Origin of the sequence: Nesterenkonia alkaliphila (assembly GCF_009758175.1) — a bacterium.
GTDB lineage: Bacteria > Actinomycetota > Actinomycetes > Actinomycetales > Micrococcaceae > Nesterenkonia > Nesterenkonia alkaliphila.
In genome coordinates this window covers 1-26,035 of sequence record NZ_WRPM01000069.1, presented here as the reverse complement: position 1 = coordinate 26,035, position 26,035 = coordinate 1, and the positions used below count along the sequence as shown (strand labels likewise).

23 protein-coding genes are annotated in these 26,035 nt (G+C 64.9%); 16 read left to right on the top strand and 7 right to left on the bottom strand.

Annotated elements, in window-relative coordinates; translation table 11 throughout:
• Positions 1-8: 8 nt before the first annotated feature.
• The 4 genes from GNZ21_RS09625 to GNZ21_RS09610 form a co-directional block, all read right to left on the bottom strand.
• On the bottom strand, positions 9-593 hold the full coding sequence (locus tag GNZ21_RS09625) for a hypothetical protein (RefSeq protein ID WP_157323702.1): 585 nt from the start codon (positions 591-593) through the stop codon (positions 9-11).
• 122 nt (positions 594-715) lie between these two features.
• On the bottom strand, positions 716-1,291 hold the full coding sequence (locus tag GNZ21_RS09620) for a hypothetical protein (RefSeq protein ID WP_157323699.1): 576 nt from the start codon (positions 1,289-1,291) through the stop codon (positions 716-718).
• Between the two features lie 103 nt (positions 1,292-1,394).
• Positions 1,395-2,018, bottom strand: a complete 624-nt coding sequence (locus tag GNZ21_RS09615; protein ID WP_157323697.1) for a hypothetical protein — start codon at positions 2,016-2,018, stop codon at positions 1,395-1,397.
• 23 nt (positions 2,019-2,041) lie between these two features.
• A complete protein-coding gene (locus GNZ21_RS09610) occupies positions 2,042-2,734 on the bottom strand; it encodes a hypothetical protein (protein WP_157323695.1) in 693 nt (230 codons plus the stop codon).
• Between the two features lie 141 nt (positions 2,735-2,875).
• Between GNZ21_RS09610 and GNZ21_RS09605 the strand changes: the two genes are divergently transcribed.
• The 7 genes from GNZ21_RS09605 (at position 2,876) to ilvA (ending at position 9,295) form a co-directional block, all read left to right on the top strand.
• Positions 2,876-3,397 carry a TetR/AcrR family transcriptional regulator gene (locus GNZ21_RS09605; protein ID WP_157323693.1) on the top strand — a complete coding sequence of 174 codons (522 nt, stop codon included), beginning with the start codon at positions 2,876-2,878 and terminating at the stop codon, positions 3,395-3,397.
• A gap of 36 nt (positions 3,398-3,433) precedes the next feature.
• Positions 3,434-4,066: a biotin transporter BioY gene (locus GNZ21_RS09600; protein ID WP_157323691.1), complete on the top strand. Its 633-nt coding sequence runs from the start codon at positions 3,434-3,436 to the stop codon at positions 4,064-4,066.
• Positions 4,067-4,097: 31 nt separating this feature from the next.
• Positions 4,098-4,805 carry an energy-coupling factor ABC transporter ATP-binding protein gene (locus tag GNZ21_RS09595; protein ID WP_229659534.1) on the top strand — a complete coding sequence of 236 codons (708 nt, stop codon included), beginning with the start codon at positions 4,098-4,100 and terminating at the stop codon, positions 4,803-4,805.
• A complete protein-coding gene (locus GNZ21_RS09590; RefSeq protein WP_229659533.1) occupies positions 4,802-5,446 on the top strand; it encodes a CbiQ family ECF transporter T component in 645 nt (214 codons plus the stop codon). Before GNZ21_RS09595 ends, GNZ21_RS09590 begins: the two co-directional genes overlap by 4 nt.
• A gap of 73 nt (positions 5,447-5,519) precedes the next feature.
• Positions 5,520-6,425: a Bax inhibitor-1/YccA family protein gene (locus GNZ21_RS09585; protein WP_229659532.1), complete on the top strand. Its 906-nt coding sequence runs from the start codon at positions 5,520-5,522 to the stop codon at positions 6,423-6,425.
• Between the two features lie 96 nt (positions 6,426-6,521).
• The gene (locus tag GNZ21_RS09580) at positions 6,522-8,027 is read left to right on the top strand and encodes an AI-2E family transporter (RefSeq protein ID WP_157323689.1); all 1,506 of its coding nucleotides are present in this window, start codon (positions 6,522-6,524) and stop codon (positions 8,025-8,027) included.
• Positions 8,024-9,295: a threonine ammonia-lyase gene (gene ilvA, locus GNZ21_RS09575; protein ID WP_157323686.1), complete on the top strand. Its 1,272-nt coding sequence runs from the start codon at positions 8,024-8,026 to the stop codon at positions 9,293-9,295. Before GNZ21_RS09580 ends, ilvA begins: the two co-directional genes overlap by 4 nt.
• Before the next feature lie 114 nt (positions 9,296-9,409).
• Here the strand turns inward: ilvA and greA are convergent, their stop codons facing one another.
• Both greA and GNZ21_RS09565 read right to left on the bottom strand, forming a co-directional pair.
• A complete protein-coding gene (gene greA / locus GNZ21_RS09570; protein WP_188503718.1) occupies positions 9,410-9,913 on the bottom strand; it encodes a transcription elongation factor GreA in 504 nt (167 codons plus the stop codon).
• A gap of 288 nt (positions 9,914-10,201) precedes the next feature.
• Positions 10,202-10,642: a DUF4307 domain-containing protein gene (locus GNZ21_RS09565; RefSeq protein WP_157323684.1), complete on the bottom strand. Its 441-nt coding sequence runs from the start codon at positions 10,640-10,642 to the stop codon at positions 10,202-10,204.
• A gap of 21 nt (positions 10,643-10,663) precedes the next feature.
• Here GNZ21_RS09565 and mca point away from each other — a divergent pair, with 21 nt between their 5' ends.
• From mca to GNZ21_RS09545, 4 genes are all read left to right on the top strand, one after another.
• Positions 10,664-11,662, top strand: a complete 999-nt coding sequence (mca, locus tag GNZ21_RS09560; RefSeq protein ID WP_157323682.1) for a mycothiol conjugate amidase Mca — start codon at positions 10,664-10,666, stop codon at positions 11,660-11,662.
• 151 nt (positions 11,663-11,813) lie between these two features.
• Positions 11,814-12,218, top strand: a complete 405-nt coding sequence (locus GNZ21_RS09555) for a hypothetical protein (protein WP_157323680.1) — start codon at positions 11,814-11,816, stop codon at positions 12,216-12,218.
• 340 nt (positions 12,219-12,558) lie between these two features.
• On the top strand, positions 12,559-13,545 hold the full coding sequence (locus GNZ21_RS09550) for a PDDEXK family nuclease (protein WP_157323678.1): 987 nt from the start codon (positions 12,559-12,561) through the stop codon (positions 13,543-13,545).
• 146 nt (positions 13,546-13,691) lie between these two features.
• Positions 13,692-16,034: a thioredoxin domain-containing protein gene (locus tag GNZ21_RS09545; RefSeq protein ID WP_157323676.1), complete on the top strand. Its 2,343-nt coding sequence runs from the start codon at positions 13,692-13,694 to the stop codon at positions 16,032-16,034.
• A gap of 116 nt (positions 16,035-16,150) precedes the next feature.
• On the opposite strand, the gene trhA is transcribed toward GNZ21_RS09545, so the two are convergent.
• Positions 16,151-16,837: a PAQR family membrane homeostasis protein TrhA gene (trhA, locus tag GNZ21_RS09540; protein ID WP_157323674.1), complete on the bottom strand. Its 687-nt coding sequence runs from the start codon at positions 16,835-16,837 to the stop codon at positions 16,151-16,153.
• Between the two features lie 84 nt (positions 16,838-16,921).
• On the opposite strand from trhA, the gene uppS reads away from it, so the two are divergent.
• The 5 genes from uppS to GNZ21_RS09515 all read left to right on the top strand — a co-directional run bounded on the left by uppS (position 16,922) and on the right by GNZ21_RS09515 (position 25,985).
• Positions 16,922-17,767, top strand: a complete 846-nt coding sequence (uppS, locus tag GNZ21_RS09535) for a polyprenyl diphosphate synthase (protein WP_373868446.1) — start codon at positions 16,922-16,924, stop codon at positions 17,765-17,767.
• Between the two features lie 311 nt (positions 17,768-18,078).
• Positions 18,079-19,521: a PhoH family protein gene (locus GNZ21_RS09530; protein ID WP_157323670.1), complete on the top strand. Its 1,443-nt coding sequence runs from the start codon at positions 18,079-18,081 to the stop codon at positions 19,519-19,521.
• Positions 19,522-19,722: 201 nt separating this feature from the next.
• Positions 19,723-20,448: a hypothetical protein gene (locus GNZ21_RS09525; protein WP_157323668.1), complete on the top strand. Its 726-nt coding sequence runs from the start codon at positions 19,723-19,725 to the stop codon at positions 20,446-20,448.
• Positions 20,445-24,734, top strand: coding sequence for a hypothetical protein (locus GNZ21_RS09520; protein WP_157323666.1), 4,290 nt, complete (start codon positions 20,445-20,447; stop codon positions 24,732-24,734). Before GNZ21_RS09525 ends, GNZ21_RS09520 begins: the two co-directional genes overlap by 4 nt.
• 204 nt (positions 24,735-24,938) lie before the next feature.
• Positions 24,939-25,985: a hypothetical protein gene (locus GNZ21_RS09515; RefSeq protein WP_157323663.1), complete on the top strand. Its 1,047-nt coding sequence runs from the start codon at positions 24,939-24,941 to the stop codon at positions 25,983-25,985.
• Positions 25,986-26,035: the final 50 nt, after the last annotated feature.

Sequence of the window (26,035 nt, the reverse complement as noted above, 5' to 3'; positions counted from 1 at the left end):
CGGGCTGCTCAACAGGTGAGGGCGAAGGTCACCTGGCCGCCTCCGGGGTTGACCTCGTCAGCGCGGCTGACACTGTCGGGATCCAGGTGGAGGCTGCCGGAGACGGCATCGGCATCACCGTCGGCTTCAGCGCCGAACGCGGTACTGCCCTGGTAGCCTTCGCCGTCGCCGATGGTTCCGCCCTCGCCGTGGAAGAAGATCTCGACCCCCACGTCGTCGCTGGCAAGGACCACATTGTCCTCGTCGCTGGCATCACGATCGAAAACGAGCTGAACGGTGAGATCGAAATCCTCCCCGCCGGCTCGGATCTGCCTGATGTCTGGTTCCGGGCGTCCGGTGCCGCAGCTGACCCACTCGAGGCTGAGCTCCTCGCCCATCCAGGTCGCCTCGCCGTGACTCTCGGCTTCTTCGGCGGGCTCGTCCACGGTGTCTGCGTCCTGTTCCTCAACGTCGTCCTGGTTGTTACTGTTGCTGCCCTCTGCTTCGACTGGAGCGTCGTCGTCGTTGCTGGTGTCGTCCTCGGAAGTGTCGCAGGCAGCGAGCGTCAGGCCCAGGGCGAGCACGCCGACTGCTGCGCCGATTCGGTGCATCATGAGTCTTTCCTCCTCAACTGGTGAGCCGGAGTCGCACTCCGACGCGGTGCCCCCTCAGTCTGGAGCGCACCCCGTAAAGCACGTGTAAAACTGCGTGTACTGTCGGGTTACCCTCTGGCTGCTCAACAGGTGAGGTCGAAGGTCAGCTCGCCACCGTCGGGGTTGATGTCGTCGCCCTGGCTGACGGCACTGTCGAGATCGAGGTGGAGGCTGCCTGAGACGGAGTTGGCATCGCCACTAACGCCGGTGCCGAGTTCGGTGCTGCCTCGGTAGAGCTCATAGTCAGTCGTGCCGATCTCCCCCGGGAGGTCGAGTACTACCTCGACATCATCGGTTGCGAGGACCACGTTGTTGTCATCGCTGGCATCCGGGTCGAACCCGAGGAGTACGTTGAGAGTCACGTCGTCTCCGAGCGCACGGACCCACCGCACGTCTGGCTCAGGATCTCCAGTGCCACAGCCGGATCGCGTGAAGTTGAGCTCCTCGCCCATCCAGGTCGCCTCGCCGTGACTCTCGGATTCCCCGGCGGGCTCGGCCCCGGTGCCGCCGTCCTGCTCCTCGGCGTCCTCATTGTTATTGCTGTCTGCGTTGCCTGGAACGTCGTCGTTATGGTTGGTTTCGTCCTCAGAACTGTTGCAGGCAGCAAGCGTCAGGCTTAGGGTGAGTCCGCCAATGGCAGCTGGAAGTCGGTATATCATCAGTTTTTCCTCTTCATCGTGAATGCCAGAGCTCCCTCCGGCCCGGTGTCCCCTCAGTTTGAAATGCGGCTCCTAAAGCGCGCGTAAAACGGTCGCACCGTCATCAGCGGCAGGTGGCTGTCTCGGCGGGCACGCCTAGTTCGAAGTCGAGCTGGAGCTGCTCCTCCTGGGTCCATGCGTCAACCAGAGTGGCTGATCCCAGTACGCTGGACTCATCGGCGCCCCAGGTGATGTTCGCCTCACCGTCGCTGCCGAAGACGCCCTCCGGGCCGGCCCAGGAGACATCATGGAACGGGGCGCCGGCGATTGTCTCGATATACACATCGACCTGTACGCGTTCGCCGTCATGCTCACCGAGTCCCTGTAACTCCAGCTCGCGCTCGATGAACTCATCGTCATAGGGTTCGCATTTGCGCAGCTGCGTAATGGTGTAGGTGATGGAGTCGTTGATCCGCACCGTCCCGAGCGCTTCGTCGGAGCTCACCGCCTCAGGCTCTTCCGCCGAGTCCTCGGCGGTGTCGGTCTCTGCCGCCGGAGGCTGCTCGGGCTCGTCAACTTCACTGTCAGTGTCTCCTCCGGAGGCAGCGAAGTCGTTCACCTGCTCCGGTTGGACGGTCGCAGACGTGGCGTTTCCAGGCTCGGCTCCGCCGGTATCTCCCGAGGTCGAGCAGCTGGTCAGGATCAGGGCTGCGGAGAGCGCCCAGGCGTTAGTGGTGATCAGTTTCATGGTGTGTCCTTTCGGGGCGCGGATCAGCATGCGACGGCGGCGATGAACGGACCCTCAGTGGGCGCCTCGGCAAATGGGATTCCGGTCAACACTCCGGATGCTGTGGCCTCACTGCCCACCACCCTGATCAGGGGCGATGTGCCGGAACCGTGGAACCATTCCGGAGCTGCACCGCGTTCGCGGTCATGCTGCGCCATCGAGTTACTGTACTGATCAAGCTCACCCTCGTCGCCAGGTGTGGTCAGCAGTGACAGCTGGACATGCTCATCCTCCCAATTGAAACCGATGTTCTCCCCGATGGACCGACTGAAGTACATAAGATGACCTGTGGCCTCCTCGACCGCGGTGACCGCGAAGTGCTGTTGGTCTGGTTCGTCGACGATGCTGCAGCTGACGTCACCGAACTCAAAGCGCTGCCCGTCCACCTCGATGTACGCGGAGCTCGGGGATGCTGAGGCGATTCCGTTATGCACAGAGTCGGCGAACAGGGTGTCCAATGGGTCCGTGGCAGGCTGCGGCGCGTCGGCCGCGTTGCTGGCTTCCTCATCCTCCTCTTCCGGAGCTGCTGGCTCCGGCTCCGGAGCGTCTTCCGATTCCTGGTCGTCGGTATCACCGTTGTTCGCTCCGGCCTCCTCAACCAGTGCCGGTTCGGCGGCTTCGGGGCCAGTGCCCTCGTCGCCCGCGCAGGCTGCAGCCAACAGGCTCAGTGCGAGCACGCCTGCAATTCTTTGTCGGTTCTTCAACTGTCTCTCCCGGTCAGCAGTGCCGCCGCGGACTGCGGCAACGTTGAGCGTCAGTGTGCACGCCCTTGTGTAAAGCGGCGGTAAAGCGCCCCGCTGCGTCCGTATGCTAAAGGCATGGCACTGACTGCGGCAGAGATCGTCGAGACTGCCCACGAGTTGGTGGGGGACTATGGTCTTCAGGATGTCTCGATGCGCAGGGTGGCCGCAGAGCTGGGTGTGGCGCCCGGTGCTCTGTACTACCACGTGCCCAATAAGCAGGAGCTGCTGCGGCGGGTCGGACACCGCATCCTGCAGCCGCTGCACCGAGCCGAGGGCGGCCCGTTGGCCCTTTTTAGCCGTCTGCGGGAGGCAGTTCTGCCGTTCCGCGACGGCGCAGACCTGATCCTGATCGCCTACGCACTGGACCCGCAACTGCCGCCAGTGCCTGCCCTGCAGGCGGCATTGGCCCAGGATGAGTACGAGGCCGCCCAGGCGGCCGAGACCGCCGGGCAGCTCATGCGCTATGCCCTGGGCGCCTTGGCGGTGGAGCAGAATGCGGTCCTCTTCGGTGCCTCGGGCCAGGACGGCGAGCCGCTCTACACCGCCGGGCTGCAGAGGCTGCTGAGGACAGGACCGGTAAGCGACGAGCCCGGCTGATTTGAACACCGTTCAATAGCTCTCTAGAGTGCTGCTATGACTACGCATCCCGCCGAGCAGCAGACCCCAGCTCCCGACGTTCCTCGGCGGCGGCGCAGCCGCGGCGGGATCCCTGCGCAGAGCATTGCGCTGATCGGTGTGTTCGCCGCGCTGATCGCTGTGCTCGCCTTTGCTCCGCCGATCCCAGTGGGCAGCTTCGGAGTGCCGATCACGCTGCAGACCATGGGGGTGGCACTGGCCGGACTGGTGCTGGGGCCTTGGCGGGGACTGGCCGCCGCCGGCCTCTACGTGGCCCTGGGGCTGCTGGGCCTGCCGATCTTCGCCGGGTTCGCCGGCGGCTTCGGCGTACTCGCCGGGCCCTCGGCCGGATACCTGCTGGCATTCCCTATCGCCGCCCTGGTCAGTGGCCTCATCGCCCGGGCAGTGGTCCGCCGGGCGGCGAGGCGCTGGTGGATGCCGCTGCTGTTCCTCGCCGCGATCACCGGCAGCATCCTGGCCACGCACCCTGCCGGAATCCTTGGGCTGAGCCTGAACCTGCAGATCGGGGTGCGGGAAGCACTGATGATGGACATCGTCTTCTGGCCCGGGGATGTGGTGAAGTCCCTGACCGCCGCTGCAGCCGCTGCGCTGGTCCACCGGGCCGCACCATGGGTCTTGGTCCGGCGCTGAGTCCGGGCCAGTGCCGCTAGAGTCTTCTGCTGTGACAGAGCATCCTGAGGCCATCACGTTCCGCAACGTCCGTGTCCTGGCCGGTCAGGGGCAGCTGCTGGAGATCCCACACCTGGACCTCACCGAGCAGCGGATCAGTGTGATCGGCCCCAACGGCGGCGGAAAGTCCACCCTGCTGCAGCTGGTCAACGGGCTGGTCGAACCCACTGAGGGCAGGGTGAGCACAGAGGGGCTCGACACTGTGGAGCAGGGCAGGCAGCTGCGCCAGTGCACCGGATTTGTGTTCTCCAACCCGGCCGCCCAACTGGTGATGCCCACCCCCCTGGAGGATGTTGAGCTCTCCCTGCGCCGCAGCGTACGCGATTCGGCCCAGCGCCGCCGCGCCGCGCTTCAGACTCTGGCTGAGCTGGGCATCGCTGATTTGGCAGAGCGCAGCAGCCAGGAACTCTCCTCGGGCCAGCAGCAGCTGGTTGCCCTGGCCACCGTGCTCACCCTGCGCCCCCGGACTCTGCTGCTCGATGAGCCCACCACCCTGCTTGACCTGGCCAATGCGGCACGGTTCACCCAGTTGGTGCGCAGTATGGAGCGGAAGCACCGCATCCGCACGATCACCGCCACCCATGACCTCGAGCTCGCAGCCGCGGCTGAGCGCACCCTGCTGGTGGCCGGCGGCAAGGTGGTAGCCGAGGGTGAGCCGCAGGAGGTCATCGCCGCTTACCGCCGGTGCAGTACAGGATGAGAGCACGACGCCGCCCCCGCCCCCTGCCTGCCAGGGAACAGGTGCTGGGCCGCCGCGCCCCGGGCAACGGGTTCCTGCACCGCAGTCCGGCCGGACTGAAGGTGGCCATGCTCGCCCTGTTCACGGCGCTGGTACTGGTGGCTAGGGAGCCTGTGGTGAGTGCGGGCGGCGTCGTACTGGTGCTGCTCACTGCTTTGGCGGCACAGGTACCGCTGCGGATGCTGCTTGCGCTGCTGCGCCGGCTCTGGCTGCTGCTGGTGGTGCTGGCCGCCCTGCAGCTGCTGCTCAACGATCCGTTGACCGGTGCAGAGGTGCTCAGCCGTATCCTGGCCACACTGTTGGCCGCCCAGCTGCTGATCCTCACCACTGCTCCGGCGGAACTGGTGGCAGTTCTCCGGGTGCTGCTTGCCCCACTGCGGGTCCTGGGCCTTGAGCCGGGCCGGGTGGCGCTGGCCGCTCTGGTGATGCTGCGCAGTATTCCGTTCCTGGCTGATCAGTTCCGTATGGCCGGCCGACAAGCTGCCGCCCGTGGGCTGGAGCGCAACCTGAAAGCACGCACCTTACCGCTGCTGCTGGGAGCCGTGGAGCACGCCCGGGACACCGGCCGCGCACTGAGCGCACGCGGAATTGACCAGGTCTGAATTCAGTTAGACTAGTCACAAGCTACGGATTCGCCGTTACTGACGAACCCACATGAAGGAGAGCGGAACCCACATGGCCATGCAATTCGGCAACTCTTCCAACCCGGTCTTCCGGTCCGGGGCTATGCCTGACCAGTTCAACGCGGACAAGCGCCGCCGTTTCTACATGGACTCCAACGCAGGCACAGTGCGCGAGGATACCCAACAGACTTACGCCCAGCAGCACGGGGTGCCCGGCCCCGACCAGCTTCAGCAGCAGTACAACATGCCTGCCCATGCTGGTCGCGAGGGTCTCCCGATGACCTACGACGATGTCATCCGCAAGACGGTCACCAGCTTCGCTGTGGTTCTGCTCGGCGCCGGTGCCGCTGTCACCCTGGCCACTATGATGCCCGGCCTGGTGATGGGGCTGACCGTGGTAGCTGTACTGGCCGGCCTGGTGCTCGGCCTGGTCAACGCTTTTAGGCGTGAGCCCAACCCCGGCCTAATTCTGGCTTATTCCGCTACCCAGGGTTTCTTTCTGGGTGCCATCACCTGGGTACTGGAGCTGCAGTTCCCCGGCATCGCCTTCCAGGCGGTGGCCGCAACCCTGATCGTCTTCGGCTGCGTGCTGGTGGCCTTCAAGTCGGGCAAGATCCGCGCCACCCCCAAGCTGAACAAGATGTTCATGATCGCCCTGGGCGCCTACCTGATCTTCGCACTGTTCAACTTCGGCCTGATGCTCTTCGGCGGCACCAGCTCCATGTTCGGGCTGCGCACCGAGTTCAGCCCCTGGATCGGCATCGCCATCGGCGCCTTCGCCATCCTGCTGGCCACCTACTCCCTGGTGCTGGACTTCACCAACATCGATGAGGGCGTCAAGGCCGGTGTGGAGCAGAAGTACGGCTGGGCCGCAGCCTTCGGCCTGACCGTGTCCCTGGTGTGGCTCTACATCGAGATCCTCCGCATCATCGCGATCGTCCGCTCAATGGCTGACTGATCCCTTCTGCGCACAGAAGCGGCCCGTCGGTCTCCGGCGGGCCGCTTCTGTCGTATCCTGAGGTATCCGCCGCCCCACTCGTGACAGGATAGGTATATGAGTACTGGTTCCGCGCCGGAGAGCACCGGAGAAGCCACACCTACCTACGCTGCCGCCCAACCGCCGGCTGAGGAGTCTGCGCCCCCGGTGGCCGAGAGCTCGCTGGGCCCGACCAAGGAGGCCGAGGAGCAGCGGCTGCGTGAGGATATCCCCTGGGGAGTGCGGATCGCTGCGGAATGGTCCTGGCGGATCATCATCATCCTGATCGCCGCCGGTGTTGCCATCTGGCTGCTCGGGCATGTGATGCTGTTGCTGATCCCGCTGATGGTCGCCGGCCTGCTCTCCACGCTCCTGCGGCCCCTGCACAACGTCTTCCGGAAGCTGAAGTTCCCGCGGATTCTCGCCTCCATCACCACGATTGTGGTGTTCCTGGGCGCAGTGTTGGGTCTGCTGACCCTGGTGGGACAGCAGATCTTCCAGGGTTTCGCTGAGATGGCTGACCAGGTGATGGCCGGTATCTATGACCTGATCGACTGGGCAGACGAGACACTGCAGGAGTTCGGCATCGAGGTCTCCACCGATGAGTTCAACCAGGGCATCGATGAGGTGATCGGCTGGGTCCAGGATAACCAGGGCACCATCATGTCTTCCGCCGGGGCCTTCGGGTCAGCAGCCACCAACTTCGGCGTCGGCGCTGTCCTTGTCCTGTTCACCCTGATTTTCTTCCTCTCCGACGGCCCGCGGATCTGGGACTCGCTCACCAACTTTGCTCCGGCCAAGCACCGCCCCGCCATCCACGGCGCCGGCCGGCGCGGTTGGAAGTCGGTAGGCACCTTCATCCGGGTTCAGGTCTTCGTGGCCTTTGTGGATGCCGTCGGCATCTACCTGGGCGCGGTGATCCTGGATGTTCCGCTGGCCCTGCCGATTGCTGTGCTGGTCTTCTTCGGCGGGTTCATCCCAGTGGTCGGTGCCGTGGTGACCGGCGCTGTCGCCGTACTGCTGGCCTGGGTGGCCCACGACTTCATGACGGCCTTCCTGATGCTCCTGGTGGTCATCGCGGTCCAGCAGATCGAGTCCAATGTGCTGCAGCCGATCATCATGGGCAAGGCGGTCAAGCTGCACCCGCTGGCCGTGGTGCTGGCCGTGACTGCCGGCACCTCTCTGCTGGGCATCATCGGCGCGCTCTTCGCGGTACCGGTCCTGGCCTTCATCAAGCGGGCCACCGAGTACCTGAACAAGGAAGAGTGGCGCGGCGACCCCGAAGCGCTGGAGATGGAGCGCGAGCTCAAGGAGGAATCCCTGCGCCGGGAAGCCCAACGCGAGATTATCGAGGCCGAGGAACAGGCCAGCCTGCGCACCCTAAAGCAGCGCATCTTCGACACCATCCCGGGGCTGGACCCGGAGAAGCACGGCTTCGGTCGCAATAGGAACAGCGGTGAGGGAGCCGCTGCCGGCACAGCGCAGCAGACACCGGCTCCTGTGCCCGCCACCGCAGAAGCGGACCCAGCGGCGAGCCCGGAGACTCCTGAGGCCCCGGAGCGGGGGGACTCCAGCAAGAAATGACAGACACTGTTGCATCTTCAGTCCCAGGCCATCAGCTCAGCGTCCAGCTCGAGGACGTGCGCGCCGCACGCACCCTGCTCGAGGGCGTCATTGTGGATACGCCCATGGAACACTCCCGGGCCCTGGGCCGCATGCTGGGGAGCACAGTTCATCTCAAGGCTGAGAACCTTCAGCGGGCGGGCTCCTTCAAAGTCCGCGGTGCTTATGTGCGCATGGCCCGGCTCAGCGAGGAGGAGAAGGCCCGAGGAGTAGTGGCAGCCTCCGCCGGAAACCACGCCCAGGGCGTGGCGCTGGCGGCTAAGAAGCTCGGGGTCAGAGCCACCATCTACATGCCCAGGGGAGTGGCCCTGCCCAAACTGGCTGCGACCCGAGACCATGGGGCCGAGGTGGTCCTGCACGGTTCCAATGTGGATGAGGCCCTGGCCGAAGCCCAGACATTTGCCGATGAGTCCGGGGCAGTGTTCATCCACCCGTTCAACCACACCGATGTGGTGGCCGGGCAGGGCACCATCGGCCTGGAGATCCTCGAGCAGCAGCCCGATGTGGACACTGTGGTCATGGGCATCGGCGGCGGTGGTCTGCTGGCCGGATCAGCAGTGGCGATCAAACAGGAAGGCGCCCGGCTGGGGCGTGAGATCAAACTGATCGGTGTGCAGGCGGAGAACGCCGCTGCCTATCCGCCCTCCCTGGCCGCAGACGCCCTGGTGCCGCTGCAGGCAGTGCGCACTATCGCCGACGGCATCGCAGTGGGCCGGCCCGGTGAGATCCCCTTCGAGATCATCAAAGAACTGGTCGATGATGTGGTCACCGTCAGCGAGGATGCCATCGCCAAGGCGCTGATCTTCCTGCTGGAACGCTCCAAACTGGTGGTGGAGCCAGCTGGTGCGGTCAGCGTGGCAGCCCTGATGGAGGGCAAGCTGGATGAGCTGGGCATCCGCCCCGAGAGTGTGGTGGCCGTGCTCTCCGGCGGAAACATCGACCCCATGCTGATGCTGCGGGTGATCCAACACGGGCTCTCGGCCGCTGACCGGTTCCTCACCCTGAGGCTCATGCTCAAAGACCGCCCAGGAGAACTGGCCATGATCTCCCGGATCATCGCCGAGACCGACGCCAATGTGATCGGGGTGGACCACTCGCGGATCGGTGGGGCGCTGTCGATGGGCGATGTCTCCATCGAGATCAATATGGAGACCAAGGGGGCCGAGCACTCTGCTCTGGTGCTCAACTCGCTGCGCGCCGAAGGCTATGAGCCGCTCGTTCAGAGCTAATCCCGGCGACGGGTGCACGCCCCGCTCGCCTCTCGCCGGGCAAGGCGTTGCCCGCCATCGCGACTTAAAGTCGCAGCATCGCCTGCGGCTCGCTGCTCACCACGGCGTGGACGTTCAGCCCTGGTACGGCTCGGCGGAGAGGATCTCGACCTCGATGGTGCTGCCATTGGGGGCGGTGTAGCTGACCTTGTCCCCCTCCTTGGCGCCGCCGATGGCCTCACCCATGGGGGAGGCGTCAGAGTAGACGGCCAGGTCCGTGTCCCCGGCGATCTCGCGATTGCCGAAGATGAACTCCATCTCACGGCCGGCGACTTTGGCCTTGACCAACATGCCAGGCTCCACCACACCATCGTCCGGGGGAGTTCCGCCCACATTGGCGTTCTCCAGCAGGTGCGAGAGATAGGCGATGCGCGCCTCGATCTTGCCCTGCTCCTCCTTGGCCGCGTGATAGCCGCCGTTCTCCTTCAGATCGCCTTCCTCGCGGGCAGAGGCAATCCGGTCCACCACCTCCTGGCGGCCGGGGCCCTTGAGCTGCTCCAGCTCGGCAGACAGGCGGTCATAGGCCTCCTGTGACAGCCACTGGCCGGTCTCTTCAGCTTCGGGGGTGTTGATCGACACGGTACTCTCCTCTGTGTTGGTCCCGGTGGCGCGCACAGGTCGCGCTCACCTCTCGGCGGGCAAAGCTATGGCCGCCTTCACGCCTCCAAGTCGGCTCAGTCGCTATGCTCTGAGCCTCCCCAGACATTAACGCTTGCCTTCTTCAAATACAGACCCCGCCGGGGAGATCCCTGGCGGGGTAGTTGCGTGTTGAAACATACTAGGCCTGCCGGCCCGGAAACTCAATGGTCCTGGGTGTATTGCGCCTATTGTGAACAGCGGGCAGGCAGGTGGGCCGGCGGCGTCGTACTAGTCCTCCACCAACCAGCAGGAGTCCACTATCCCGGTTACGCCCCGGTACTCGGTGCGCAGCTCCGAGCTGTAGTACTGGCTGCGATCGGCCTCCGTGCTGCCTTCGTGCGGGCCGATGGTCACAATGCGTGCGCCCACAATCGCGTATGAATCGTCCAGCGCATGCAGCATGCACTCCGCGGTGGCGTCGAAGTCTTTGGTGACCTCATAGTCCACGCTGACTCGGGTGTCCGACTCGATGGTGTAGCCCACATCCTGGAACTCGAGTCGGCCCACATTCATGCTCACAGTAGACCAAACGGCGGTGGCCACAGCCACCACCAGCGCCCCGATCACCGCGATTCGCTGCGCCATGGGGGACATTCCGCTGCGGCCAGTCCCGTAGCGGGCCGGCAGATCGGAGGTCCCAGTGTTACCGGAAGAATCAGAGAGGCTCACAAGGCACTATTCTAGGTGTTCATGTCAGAGACTACGCTGCCGCAGGACGATGCCGTCTCAGTTCCCGCCGGAGGATCCCGGCACGACGCCGCTACCGCCGAGTTGGCCCGGCAGGCACCACAGGTACCCGCCCGAGTCCCGGACTCCGCAGGACTGCGGCTCCTGGCGGTACACGCCCACCCGGATGACGAGTCCTCCAAGGGGGCGGCGATGATGGCCGCCTATGTGGATGCCGGGGCGCGGGTGATGGTGGCCACTGCCACCGGCGGTGAGGAAGGCAGCCTGCTCAACCCGGCCGCCGGCGAGATTCAGCAGTGCCACCGTGATCTGACCGGAGTGCGCCGCCAGGAGATGGCCCAGGCTGCAGAGGCCTTGGGCGTGGAGCACGTCTGGCTGGGGTTCGTGGACTCCGGGCTGCCGGAGGGCGACCCCACCCCACCGCTGCCGTTCGGGTCCTTCGCCACCCTGCCTCTGGAGCAGGCCGCCGAGCCCCTGGTGCGGCTGATCCGCCGCTTCCGGCCACATGTCATCACCTGCTACGACGAGTCCGGCGGGTATCCGCACCCGGACCACATCATGAGCCACCGGATTGCGGTGGAGGCCTACCACGCGGCTGGTGACCCAGAGCGCTACCAGGGCACCGGGGAGCCCTGGGCGCCGCAGAAGCTCTACTATGACCGGGCCTTCAACCCCGGCCGGCTGCGGGCGCTGCACTGGGCACTGGTGGAAGCCGGCATCGAATCCCCCTACGAGGAGCGGCTCACGCGGTGGGAGGAGGGCGATCGCCCAGACTGGCTCACCACTCACGAGGTCACCACGCAGGTGCCGGTTGGCGACTACCTGGAGGCCCGCGACGCCGCGCTGCGGGCACACCGCACCCAGGTGGAACCTTCGGGGTTCTTCTTCGCCACCCCGAACGATTTTCTGCGTGAGGTCTGGCCCTATGACGACTTTGTGCTAGTGGACTCTCGGGTGGAGACCTCAGTGCCCGAGTACGACCTCTTCGCCGGGCTGCGCTGAGTCAGTTCCAGGACCGCCGTGCACGCCGCCGCCCGCTCGGCCGCGTGGCCGCGGCCTTCACCACCTAAAGTCGGCTGACACTGCGAATACGGACCTCACCCGTTTCTGGTCAGTCTCTCGTCTGTCGTTCAGAAGGCCGTAGAATAGGAATGTGGCTCTTTCTTTCGATGCGCTGATCTCCGCCGGCACCCAGTGGTGGCCCGGTGGCGGGGGCGGCGAGACCCCCGATCTGCGCGACGGGCTCACCGAGGACCAGATCACCCCCGGCATTGAGGGCTTCCTCTTCACCCTCTTGGTAGTGGTTATGCTGATCTTTGTGGTCCGGGACCTGGCCAAACGGGCGCGGAAGATGAAGTACCGCAGCCAGGTGGAGGCCGAACTCTCCGGTGAGGAGCCGGAGTTCCCGGGCGAAATCACCCCAGCCAGCATCTCTGAGGCCCAGCAGCACGCGCGCTCCTCCGCCGCCGAGGCCCGCTTCGGCAAAGCCCCGGATTCCGTCTCAGAATCCGAGCCCCCCGCAGCGGACTCACGTACCGGCTCCCGGCCCCCGGTTTAGGCTGCGACTGGCACCGCTTAGTTGATGTGCCAGATCTCGTCGCTAAAACCTCGCGCGGGCCGGAAATGGCACCGAAAAATGGTGCAGCAATTCCTGAATCTGACTTGATGCGCCCGGCAGTATAGTGCCGGGGTTCATAACGGCATAACGGCTGCGGCGGCTTAGTCAGCGTTGAGTTCTGGCCAGCGCGACTGCGTACCGTGCTGTGGCCTCCGCCGGGGCACCCCCGAGGCCGGCTCCCGGTCGTCCGGAAATCGCATGAGCTGGTGTATCGCAACAGTTATCCACAGGCCTGTGGATTCTCTCAGCAGCACAGGCCGATGCACGCGAGACTTGACTTATGAGACCAGCCCAACCGCTGCCGACTTCTCTGTGGAAACGTGCCTTCAGCCTTGCTGAGCTGCGGCGGCTTGGCGTATCGCCCGAAAGAGTCAGGCGTGCTGATGTAGTGCCGCTGGGTTCCGGAATCTATGCGGCGGCCTCGCTGGTCGAGTCAGTTGACGATATGGGGTTGCACCGGTTGCGGGCTCTGGCCGTCTACCGGGAGTATCCGCACGGGTGGTTATCGCACAGCTCGGCGGCACGTCTGATGGACTGTCCGCTTCCGTCGAGACTCAGTCGCGAGACGGTGGTGCATCTCAGCGTGGTCCGCGGTCAGCCGCGCTCACGGCGCAGCGGAGTGCGCACCCATCTGGTCTCGGATGACCTCGGCTGCGCTGCTGCACACCCCGAGTTGCCCGAGGTGAGGTTGAGTTCCCCGGAACGGTTATACCTGGAGCTCGCTGCCAGCTGCTCCGTAACGGAACTTGTGGTGGTTGGTGACTGGCTGGTTCGCCACCCCAGGTACCGGTTAGAGCGTCGCGACGAGGCATATTCCTCCATTGAACGGATCCAGAATCTAGTCGCTACCACGGGGAAGGTTCCGGGAAAGTCCACCGCGTTGGAGGCTCTGAACTGGGTGCGAGTCGGCGCCGATTCGCCCAAAGAGACTGCGGTCCGGCTGGCGTTGATCCGAGCCGGGCTCCCTGAGCCGGAGCTTCAGGTACGTCTGGACGTGTTGGGGCCGGTGATCAGATATGCCGATGCTGCCTACCCGGAGCACCGGATTGCCCTTCAGTACGACGGCGCTGGCCACTTCACGCCGCAGCAGGCACGGGCGGATCAGCGTCGAGATAACGAGTTCGCCGCCGCCGGCTGGCTCGTCATCCGGCTCAACCTCAGCGATGACCGCGAGAGCTACGCGACTGCGGTGCACCAGGTGCGGCAGGCTCTGCTGGCCCGTGGCTGGACTGGCCAGCAGTTGATGCGCCGAATTGCGGTGTTCTGAGGGGCGAAAACGCGGAAATAGCACCGCAATCTGGCACAGCAACGGGGAGAGGCCCCGGACGGATGGGGTGATGCCCAGCCGAGCGCTCCAACAGGCCCAGACCGGCCGCTAAGGAACAGGTCAGGCAGATGCCCTACCGTGGAGGGATGGGTAATCGTCTCGGAAGTGCACAGTCAGCATATCTGCGGCAGCATGCGCAGAACCCGGTGGACTGGTGGCCCTGGGGCGCGGAGGCCTTCGCGGAGGCGGCCCGGCGCGATGTGCCGGTATTCGTCTCCATCGGCTACGCCGCCTGCCACTGGTGCCACGTGATGGCCCATGAGAGCTTTGAGGACAACGACGCCGCAGCCTTCCTCAACGCCCGGTTCCTCAGCATCAAAGTGGACCGCGAGGAGCATCCCGATGTGGATGACGCCTATATGGCAGCGGTCCAGGCGATGACCGGGCAGGGCGGCTGGCCGATGAGCGTCTTCACCCTGCCGGACGGCCGGGTCTTCCATGCCGGCACATACTTTCCGCCGCAGCGGCTTGGCCAGGTGCCTTCCTTCATGGAGGTGCTGCATGCAGTGCATGAGGCATGGACACATCGGCGGGTTCAGGTTCAGGAGCAGGCAGCTCGGATTGCCGAGGCCCTGGGCAGCCAACGACGCCGCCAGGCCCAGTTGGCCACCACAGCCGCCCCCACCCAGGGAGGGGAAGAGCCCCGGTCCAGTCTTGACTCTGCTGAAACGATTGGTCTCAACGGAGGCATCGGTGCCAGTGCCGGTTCGCCGGGTCTGAGCCGGGCCGGGTTCGCCGGACTGGCTGATCAGGTGCTGGAGGTGCTGGCAGCGGATGAGGACACTGTGCACGGCGGGTTCGGCGCGGCGCCGAAGTTCCCGCCCTCCCCTATGCTGACTTGGCTGTTGGAAGAATCGGCCTGGGCTCAGCGGCCCGAGACTGCTGCAGAACCTGGCTGGCCTGCGGATGCTGCTCACCTCAGTGTGGAGCCTGCGGCAGACCGTGCCGGAGGATTGGCCATGCACACGATGGAGGCGATGGCTCGCTCAGCCCTGTTTGACCAGGTGGAGGGCGGGTTCGCCCGCTACACCGTGGACCGTGCCTGGCAGCTGCCGCACTTCGAGAAGATGCTCTATGACAATGCCCAGCTGCTCGGCGCCTACGCGCGGCTCTCTGTGCACCCCGCAGCAGAGCTTGCTGTGCAGGAGACGGCGTCTCGAGCGGCCCGGATGACCATCGACTGGCTGCAGCGCCGGATGCTCACTGACCACGGCCTGCTGGCCTCCTCATTGGACGCTGACACGGTGACTGAGGGCGGCAGCAGGGAAGAGGGCGCCACCTATCTGTTCAGCGACCAGCAGCTTTTCCAGGCTGGGCAGGAGGCCGGGCTCAGCGAACCCGAGAGCCGGCGGCTCGCAGAGCTCAACTTTGGAGTTCCAGCCGATGAGCATGCCCTACGCTCCGGTGCGCCGCTGAACATCACCGACCAGACGCCCCGGACCCTGCACTTTCAGGACCCGCTCTCCACTGTCGACCAGCAGCTGTGGGAGAGAGTGCTCCCACAGCTGCGTCAGATCCGGGCCGCCCGGGTACAACCTGCCCGGGATGACAAGGTCGTCGCGGCGTGGAATGCCCAGGCGGTGCGGTCCATTGCCGAGGCCGCAGCGCTCTGGAACGACCCCGAGCTGCTGGTCTTCGCCGAGGTCACCGCAGACCGACTCTGGCAGACTCACGCCCAGGCCCACACCAGCGATTCCGCCGCGATCTTCCGCACCTCCTACCAGGGCGCCCACGGCGGGGGACTCGGTACGCTGGCTGACCACGCCCAGGTCGCAAACATGTGCTTCGCGCTGGTCAGCGCCGGGGCGGAGGGGACCACCTGGCTGGACCGGGGGACCAGCGTGCTGCGGTTCGTGCTCAACGAGTTCGTTGAAGCGGGAGCGGATCAGAGTGCACTCCAGGTACTGGACACCCTGGACACCGATGGGCTGCTGGCAACTGTCCAGGGTGGAGCCGCTGAGGCCACGCCGGTGGACGGCCCTGAACCCAGCAGCATTGCAGCCCTGGCTCAGGCGCTCCAGCAGGGCGAGGCCCTGGGCCTGGCTATGCAGCTGCCCGCGGTCAAGCCGGATCCACACCCGGGGAAGGAAGGCGTCCTGCTGCCGCTGCAGCCAGCCGATCTGCTGCACCACCTGGCGCTGATCGGGCCCCAAGCGCCGCTGGCCGTGGGCGGCTCACTGCTGGCCGCGGGCCGGGCAGTGCAGAGGTCACCAGCCTTCCGGGTCACCAGCGGCAGCGCTGAGGATATCGCCGAGGTGCGGCAGGCGGGCACTCTGCTGGGCATTCCGGTGGAGCCGCTGGGCCACGGCGTCGTCCCTTCCCCTGACCAGGAGCTGCAGCTGAGCATCTGCCTCAACAGCACCTCCGGAGGGATGTGCCTGGCCTCGCAGAGCACCGTTGCCGCAGCCCTGGCCCAGCTCAACGTCTGATCAGCTTAGTATCCCCATCACAGATCCCCACGCCCGGCCCGCAGAATTGCAGGCATTTCCGCGGGTCCCTGCCGGGCGTGTGGGCCCTTACCTGCGATTGTGACGGGGATCTCCAGTCAGAGTATCCCCATCACAATCGCGATGTAATGGCAGATGAACCCGACCAGAGTGCAGGCGTGGAAGAGTTCGTGGAAGCCGAACCACTGCGGGGAGAAATTGGGCCGCTTCAGGGCGTAGAAGACCGCGCCGGTGATATAGGCAGCCCCGCCCACGCAGACCAGCACGGCCGCAGCGATATCGGCGGCGAAGAAGTCCCCGATGAACCAGACTGCGGCCAGGCCCAGCACAATGTAGAACACCGTGTAGAGCCAGCGCGGTGCATCGGTCCAGAACAGCCGGAAAGCCACCCCGCCCAGGGCGCCGACCCAGACCGCGGTCAGCAGGATAGTGCGTGCAGGGTCCTCCAGCAGAGCCAGCGTCAGCGGGGTGTAGGTTCCGGCGATGATGAGCATGATGTTGGTATGGTCCAGCCGTTTGAGCACCCGGGCAGTGGGTGGCGACCAGCGGCCCAGGTGATAGGTCGCAGAGACCGCGAAGAGCAGCAGCCCGGTCAGTGCATAGATCGCTGAGGCGATCCGCAGCTCCGTGGTGGGGGAGAGGACCACCACCACGATCCCCGCAGCCAGCGCTAGGGGGACCATCCCAGCATGCAGCCAACCGCGCATCCGGGGCTTCAGCGGCACATCGGTGTCGAAGAGCCGGTCCGCCGGAGCCGTATCGCCTGTTGGAACATCCTTATCCATACCTCTAGTCTAAGACCAGAAGTAACCGGCGAGTAACTTAACTGCTGAGGGGGCTCAGTGATGTTCATCCCCTACAGTGGAGCTGTGACTGAACGGGGACCCATCAAGCGCTCGCTGCGCGGGCTGACCCATGTGGCCTATGCGGTCTATGAGCGCCGGCTCCGCACCGAACTGAATTCGGACCGAATCCCGCAGCATATCGGTGTGATGGTGGACGGCAACCGGCGTTGGGCCAAGCTCGCCGGCGCACCGACTGCTGCCGGGCACCGGGCTGGTGCGGACAAGATCGTGGAGTTCATCGGCTGGTGCGCGGAGCTGAACATCCCCACGGTCACCCTCTATATGCTCTCCACCGACAACATGAACCGCTCCGAGGATGAGTTGGAGCAGCTGATGGAGATCATCGGCGACACTCTGGACCGGCTCGCCGAGTCCCGTCCCGGCGGGCGGCCGGTGCGCGTGCACCCGGTGGGCCAGCCGGAGCTGCTGCCCGAGCCGCTGGCCGCCAAACTCTGGGACATCACCACCGCCACCGGAGCCATCCCGCGGGTGAGCGCTGACGGTGAACCTGCCGGGGAGGACCCCTGTGTGCACGTCAATGTGGCTGTCGGCTACGGCGGCCGGCAGGAGATCGTCGACGCAGTCAAGGATCTGCTCCGCGATGCGGGCAAGCGGGGCAGAACCCTTGCCGAGGTGGCCGAGGAGCTCAGCCCCGGCAGAATCAGCGACTGGCTCTACACCCGCGGCCAACCGGACCCTGACCTGATCATCCGCACCTCCGGGGAGCAGCGGCTCTCCGGGTTCCTGATGTGGCAGTCGGCCTACTCGGAGTTCTACTTCGCTGAGGCGCTCTGGCCAGACTTCCGCCGGGTGGACTTCCTGCGCGCCCTGCGCGACTTTGCGACTCGTCAACGCCGGTTCGGAAGTTGAGCTGGGCCGGGCGGCGTCGTTAACTGTTATTTACCCAGATGTCACAGAGAGTTCCGTGTGTTGTCCGGCATGAGGGTGGCCGCGGGTCTACATTGGGGAGTGTCAGCACATTGACCGGAAGGCCCACAGCTTGACGCCACATGGCAGAGGGGGCCGGTTCGGTCCCTGGCCAGGCAGCTGGTTGCGGACTGACCGACCACCCACCGAGAACCGTTGCGCGGACGCACCAGGTCCTGCGGCTGCGGATTGGGATCACGACGTCGAGGACCTCGATGTGGAGTTCGATCTTGGGGAAGATATCGAGCTTCATGATGAGGACGACGACGCCGCCCCGGTCTGCTCAGCTGCGGGACCTCTTCTGTTTCCGCCGCGGCAAAACCCCGTTTGGAGATACTGTGGCCTCCTTGAACACCACTGCCCCCGCTGAGGACCTCGACACGGCTGTAGCCGCCGAGCTGGCGCAGAAATCCTATGTACTGGACACGTCGGTGCTGCTCTCCGACCCCAAAGCTGTGATGCGTTTTGCAGAGCATGAGGTGATCATCCCGATTGTGGTGATCTCCGAACTGGAAAAGAAGCGCCACGATTCCGAACTGGGCTACTACGCCCGCTCCGCGCTGCGGCTGCTGGACGAGCTTCGGGTCAATCACGGAGCGCTGAACCAACCGATCCCGCTCAATGATCAGGGCGGGCATCTGCTGGTGGAGCTCAACCACATCAACGAGCAGGTGCTGCCGGCCGGGTTCCGCCACGGTGACAATGACTCGCGGATCCTGGCAGTGGCCAAGTCATTCGCTGACGAGGGCCGGGAGGTCACCGTGGTCTCCAAGGATCTGCCGATGCGGGTGAAAGCCTCCGCCATGGGCCTGGATGCCGATGAATACCGCAATGAGTGGGTGGCCGACTCCGGCTGGACCGGGATAGCTGAGATCACCGCCACCGAGGAGCAGGTCTCTGAGCTCTACGACGGTGAGCGGATCGAGATCGATCAGGCAGAGGATCTGCCCACCAACACCGGCCTGGTCATCTCCTCCGGGCACGGCTCCGCACTGGGCCGGGTGAAGATTGATGCAACCTCCAAGAAGCACGTTCAGGTGGTGCGCGGGGATAAGGAGATCTTCGGTCTGCATGGGCGCTCCGCTGAGCAGCGGCTGGCCATCGACATGCTGATGGACCGCGAGATCGGAATCGTCTCGATGGGCGGCCGGGCCGGCACCGGTAAGTCTGCGCTGGCGCTGTGCGCTGGGTTGGAGGCGGTGCTGGAGCGCCGCGAACACAAAAAGATCATCGTCTTCCGGCCGCTCTACGCCGTGGGCGGCCAGGAGCTGGGCTACCTGCCCGGCACCGAGGCGGAGAAGATGAACCCCTGGGGCCAGGCGGTCTACGACACCCTGGGCGCGCTGGTCAGCGAGAACGTGCTGGAGGAGATCATGGCCCGCGGTCTGTTGGAGGTGCTGCCGCTGACTCATATCCGCGGACGCTCCCTGCATGATGCCTGGGTGGTGGTCGATGAGGCGCAGTCCCTGGAGAAGAACGTGCTGCTGACCGTGATGTCCCGGATGGGTCAGAACTCCAAGATCGTGCTCACCCATGACATCGCCCAGCGTGACAACCTGCGGGTGGGCCGGCATGACGGTGTGGCCGCCGTGGTGGAGATCCTCAAGGGCAACCCGCTCTTCGGCCACATCACCCTGACCCGCTCCGAACGCTCCCGCATCGCAGCCCTGGTCACCGAACTGCTCGAGGAGGGCTGAGCCCGGCGCTGGCGCATTGATCGGGGTTTCCGAGTTTCCGCGTTTTCCGGTTCCGGGCCGGAACCGCTTCGGAACAGCCTGAGCACTCCTAGGCTCTGAAGCAGCTGCCCCACCGGGCAGCGCCGCATCGCCGGGGACATCATGAGGGAGAACTGTGCCGCGGCAGGTGCGATCCTCGCCCCTGTGTGAAGAGAGAGCTGCGTGAATCACCCCGGAGCAGCACTCGCCGTCCTGGCGGGTGCAGGCCTGTTGCCCCTGTCCACTGTGCCCGCCGAAGAAGACGCTTTCACTGTCGACCTGTCGGTCCCCGATGGGGCAACAGCGGTCTGGATAGACCTGGAGTCCGCGGAGGTTGCCGCCTCGCTGGTGACCGGCTACCTGGACGGTGCCGCGCTAGACCTTCAGGACACCGCCTTAGGCGTCACTGCCATTGCTGAGGTCTCACCCGGCGAGACGGTCCTGGGCATCCTCACCGATGAAGAGCTGGACGTCGACCTCTACATCGCCTTCACCGATGAATCAGGCAACATCCTCAGCTGGCAGAGCAGCAGCGAACAGCTCGTCCCGGAGATCCCGGACGGCGAGGAGGGCCCAGAAGAGACTCCCGCGCCCAGCCCCACACCCACGACGACGCCCACCCCCACTGACTCCGGCAGCCCCAGTGCTGAGCCCTCACCGGATCCCTCCGGCTCCCCCTCGCCGCAGGAGGATGGCTCCACGGAGCCGGACCCGGCCGGGACCACCAGCGAATCCCCACCCTCAGCCCCGCAGTCAGAAGCTGCCGAGGATGAGGAGGACGAGGCTTCCGGAGGCCTTGCGGCAACTGGTGCCGTGATCGCCTGGACCGTGGCCGGGGCCGCAGCGCTGCTGCTCGCCGGCGCCGCCCTGGCCTACGCGGCCCGCGCCCGGAAGGGAGGCGCGTTGTGAAGCTCCGACGCTCAGCCCAGGTCCTGCTGACCGCCGCTGTCTCGGCCGCCATGCTGCTCACTGCCACCGCCCCGGTGCAGGCCGATGAGGACATCACAGGTGAGCCCTATGCGCTGACACCGGTCCCCGAGGCGGTCAGCATCGAGACCGCCTACCACCGACTGCCCACAGTGGACTCCGCAGCCGGGCACGGTACACGGCTGGGCGAGGACACCCCAGCGGTCAGCATCCCAGGACTTCCCGAAGGGCACGACGCCGCCCTGATCCGGCTGACCGGCTTCGACGCGGCTGAGCACACCACCGTCTCGGCAGCAGACGCACCGGCTCTGAGCGTGGCCGCCGGAGCCTCGGCCTCCACCACAGTGCTGGTGCCGCTGGTTGAGGGGGCCGTGGAGCTGAGCTCGGATGCCGGGATCGACGTTCGGATCGAGCTGCTGGCCAGCTTCGCCGGGGACGATGCGGCCCCGGGTGCCACGATTGCGCTGCCCGAACCCGTCACCCGGGCGCAGACCGCCCAGGGGCTCGGCGGAGACAGCCTGAGCGCCGAAGGCACGGAGATCGGAGTCACCGGACAAGGGGGAGTGCCGTCCACCGGGGTGCGCGCGGTATGGCTCACCGCCACTGTGCGCACCGACTCAGCCGGTGAGCTCAGCATCGGCTCCCAGCAGGTGAGCCTCCCAGAGGGCACGACGACGCTGACCACTGTGGTGCCGGTCCAGGCAGGCTCTGTGCCCTTTGCCTTCACCGGGGGAGAAGCAGACCTCCAGGTGGATGTCCGCGGATGGTCCCCTGAGGCGCCGCAGAATGCAGAGGCTGCGAATGTCCGGGGAAGCTATGTGCCACAGCCGGTCGGGGCACCACAAGACCTGACTATCAGTGACCAGTCCCCGGCAGAGGTGCCCCCTGCTAGCTATGCCGATGCGGAGAGCGTCGTCGTTCTGGTCTCCGCCCAGCCGGGCGGGCAGCCCACCTTCCTCGGGGACGATCTCGATGCTGAACTGCGTGGCTCCGGGATCTATGTGGACCCCGTGGTTGGCGCTTCAGCACAGCTTGCGGTGCTGGACGCTGAGCAGGCCGCGCTCATCTCCAGGCGGGGTGACGCACAGGCTGCCGTGCTGCCGTTGGGCAGCTTCCTGGCCGCAGAGGGGGCAGCTTCTGCGGAGGTCCCTGAACTGACCATCACCTCCCATTCGGACGGCGGAACGGTGGAGCTGGGTGAGGACGCGGTCACCGTGCTGGAGGGAACGGTGGACTCCTCCTGGGCTGCGCAGGCTGTGCTCATCTCGGTGAACGGGGAGCAGGTCGGCACTGCTGAGCTGGACTACTCCGGTGACACGGTCACCTGGAGGTTCACCACCGGAGCCCCGGCAACGGCCTCCTACGCGATCACCGTCGAAGCGGTGGACCGCAGCGGCGCGGCTGGCAGCCAGACGCTGACGCTGGAGCTGGTTATCCCCGGTCAGGATGAGGTCCTGATCCACCCCGACACCGTGATCCAAGATGAGCAGGCCGTTGTCCACGAGTTGACCGACGACTACGTGGTCCTGGCGGGAGCGCCGGAGGCTGAACCAGGCGACATCCTGGTCTCCGGTTCCGTGGCGGGCGCTGAGGAGGGGTTCCTGCGCCGGGTGATCGCTGTGGACGAGACCGATGAAGGCTGGGTGGTGCACACCGACTGGGCCACCCTGGACGAAGCGATCCTGCAGGCCGATGTGGAGAGTGAGATCCTCTGGACCGGAGTGGAGGGCCTGGAGTTTGAGCAGCACTCTGAGGATCCCGATGCCGGAGATGTTGAGATCGTCGATGACGGGGATATCTTCGTGGAAGTCGTGGAAGCACCGGAGGAACTGCCTGCATCATCAGGTTCGGCAGAAGCCGCCGGTGCCTCTTTGGCTCCGTTCGCCCATCCCGGGGCGGCGTCATCCTTGATCAACCCTCATAGCCGGCCCATGCCGGCAGGCTTCAGCCTGAACAACCGGCGCCAGCAGTGCGTGAACATGAATCCCAAATTCGCCATGGACAGCGATGGGGCCAAGTTTAATATGGCCAGCGCCGAAGCCAAGTTCCGGGATAAGCGGGCAGAGATCCTCGGCGACGGCGGCATCACCGTCGAATCAGACATCACCCACTGCACCACGCTGACCTTCGGGCTGACCATCGAGCTGCAGCGGACCTTCGGCGTACCCACCGGTGTCGAGGTGACCCGCTTCGATTTTGTGGTCAGCTCGTACACCATGTTCGACAACACACTCGGCGTGAACTACGCCATCAGTGACAGCGAACGGATGCGCTTGTTCACCATGCACCTGCCGCCGATCAACTTTGCCATCGGGCCGGTTCCGGTGACCCTGACCATGGAAGCTGGGATGGACTTCACAGCGGCATGGTCGGTGGAGGGCCTCGCGGAGGTCAACTACACCGCCGCGCGCAGCCAGGACGTGGGATTCCGGTATCGCAACGGACGTTTCAACGCGGTGAATCCCACTCCGGACTGGAGCTTCCCCACCACCGTGGGTGACGATTTCTCCGCCACAGCGAGCATCACCTCCGATGCCAGTGTGGGACTGAATGTTGCGATGAGCACCAAGCTCTACGGTGTGGTCGGCCCGGAGGTCGGCCTCGGTGCTGCCATCGGCATGGACGGAGAAGTCGACTTCAATGTTGGTGAAGCCGCCATCGAGTCAGCATCCTTCGAGATCTATGCCGAACGCACTGCTTCGGCCGGCGTCAGATTCCGTGTGCCGATCATCAACCGCACGATCCTCGAGGTCAATGACATCATCCGCTTCGACCGCCGCGGCACTCTCTACGAGCTCTCCTACACCCGGGAGGAGGGCTCTGGGGACCAGGAATCCCCAGAGGCTCCGGACCCTGATGAGAGCCCGGAGCCAGAGGAGCCTGATGCACCTGGCTTTTCGGGGGTGATTATCCATCCCGGAGCCGAGGGAGGGTTTGGGGACACATCGAATGCCAAGGGATCCCTGCACGATATGAAGATGGATCCGAGAAACGGCCGGGGCTACGCGGTTGGTATTACACCTCCAGGAGTTCCACCCCAGGAAGTGAACTCCCGGGAGAACCGCCAGGAGCTTTCGATGCTTTCTGCTTCCGGCCTCCCGAGCGGGGTGCGGGTTCAGCTCCCCGAGCCTGTTTTGGCAGGAGCCTGGGATATTGATCCCGTGGCTGATCGCATGATTTATTACGTATGGCCGGAGAACAACCATCTTGATGAGGTGCCCGGCGAAGTGATAGAGCTGCGCACTGTGGACGGAGCTAGTGCGGAATTCTCTGATCCCATCAGCGTGGCCCTCCCAGAGTGTCAACGGGCCTTCGTCGAATGGCTCCATGTTGATCCCTACCGCGGCCACATTATGATCAACGGCCATAACTGGCAGGGCTCCACGGAACAGAGCGGCGAGGGGTGTACCTGGGATGAGGAAGCTTTTTATCGCGGAGAGGAGTACTCAGCTGTCACTTGGGTGGTGAGCAAGGAGTTTGAACTTCTTGGGTATACCGAGCACGAGGGGTACGCGTATGACTTGTTCAACTGGGTCACACCCTGGGAAGGTGCGGAGTGGCCCAGCTATAACCGCCCCGGTGGAGTTGACTCTGGAGACTATGGCCGTGGCGACCTGACCCTGGTGTTTGATCCGGAACGGCAGCAGGCTTATCACCTTTATCATTCTTGGCTTCATTCAGAAGAGATGGAACTCCGGCTTGCCACAGTCTCTCTCAGTGATGGAAGCAGGACCAGCACATCGCTCCACGGGGTCGCAAGGGTTCAAGATGCAGAGCTTCACCCCGAAACGGGAGACCTCCTCGTTGCCGGATATGCCCAGGACAGCTACTGGGAGGACAGGGCAGGTGAAGGAAGAGTGCTGGAGCACAACTTGTGGCAAGTGAATCCCCATACCGGGCAGGTGCTGACGGAGCCGGGGATAAAGGATGCTGAGCCCTGGCAAGCCGATGAAAGCCTCGCAGAGGAGGCACGTAGATACACGCGAGTATTCTCCACTGTGGTTTTCGACGAACATGGTCAGTTGTACGGACTGGCTTCTCCCTCAGGAGATACGTGGTCTTCTTCTCCAGACACCATCTGGTTCTCATCCACTGGGAGGGCTGAAGGTCTCGCCAACGTGCCAATTACCCAGGTGACTGACAGAATTCAGCCTCCCCGGGGCCGCGGTGCTGGTGCAGGAGGCCAATTATTTGCCGTGGAGCCGGGATACCTCGTTCATTGGGACAGAATCGGCAACTCGCACATCCTGGACTTTGTCGATGACTGAGTTTGCGCCGGAGCCACGCTGCTGGCCTGCTCGCCACACCGACTATAGGGGAAGAAACTCGTCATGATGGCTTCATCTGCTTCACGGATCGCTGCCGCAGCGGCAGCGGCTCCGCTGCTACTTCTGACTGCCTGCGGTGAATCTCGCTCAGTGGAGGCCTACTGCGATGTGATCAGTGATCACCTCACTCAGTATGAGTCTGCAATGTCTGAGGCAATCTCAGCAGAGACTATTCTCGGCTCGTTCAGCCACGGGGCCACTGCCAGTGCCGGGATCCAGAGCATTTGGGAGGACGCCGCTGATGCCGCGCCCGGCGAGATCCAGACGGAGATGGAACTGGTCCGCGACACCTGGAACGGGACCCTCTTCGACGAGGTAGACAGCGGCAATCTGCTCACCGCAGCCGCCGAGGCCTTCGGCGTGGCCGAGGACTCCTATCTGGCCCATATCGCAGTGGGGGAGTACACCGAAACCCACTGCGATGCCGTCAGCGGCAATCCCACAGCAGCCCAGGAAGAGCCCGAAGAGGCCGAGGAGGAGACAGCCGCCGAAGCCGCTGAAGAGCCTGGCCCCACGGAGGAAGAGCCGGGCACGGAGCCCGAGTCTGAGGAGGCTGAGCCGCAGGAACAAGATGTCGATGTGCTCTACGCGGGCGACTGGCAGACCTTCGGCCCGTTCCTCCAGGACCCCTATACAGCAACAGGTGGCACTGTGGTGCGGCTGCCCGGAGAGGCCGCTGTGGAGATCGTGATTGCTGATCTGCTGCCGGGTGAGGATGTCCTCAACACCGTGTTCAGCTACGGCTACGAAGCGGGGGAGGATCCATACCTGGTCGCCGTGGTGGAGATCCGCACACCGGCCAGCGGCCTGAACCCTGCCGGTGAGCACCACGAGGCGCTGGTCATCGATATCGCGGAAGGGGAGCCCGAACTGCTCAGCCGCAGTGAACTGCCCGAGCTCGACGTAATGGTGGAGGAGCTCAGCCCGGTTTCCGGGGGCGTCGTCGTGCTCTCCGGTGAGCAGTTCACCGACGAGGGCAATATGGCATACCAGACTGTTGGGATTGACGTGCACACCGGCGAGCTGGTGTGGGAGACGGCAGACCAGCTGATTCACCATGACGGGGATCGAGCGGGCGTGCGGGTGCCCGACTCAACCGGTGACACTCACTGCACGCAGGAGCACCGGGTGATCGAGATCGCCACCGGAGACACCCTCAGCACCGTGGTGTTCCCGGAATTATCCGGCTAATTGGGGTTCTTTTGGGCTATTGGCCGGTTAATCTTTTCAGCGGCGCAGCC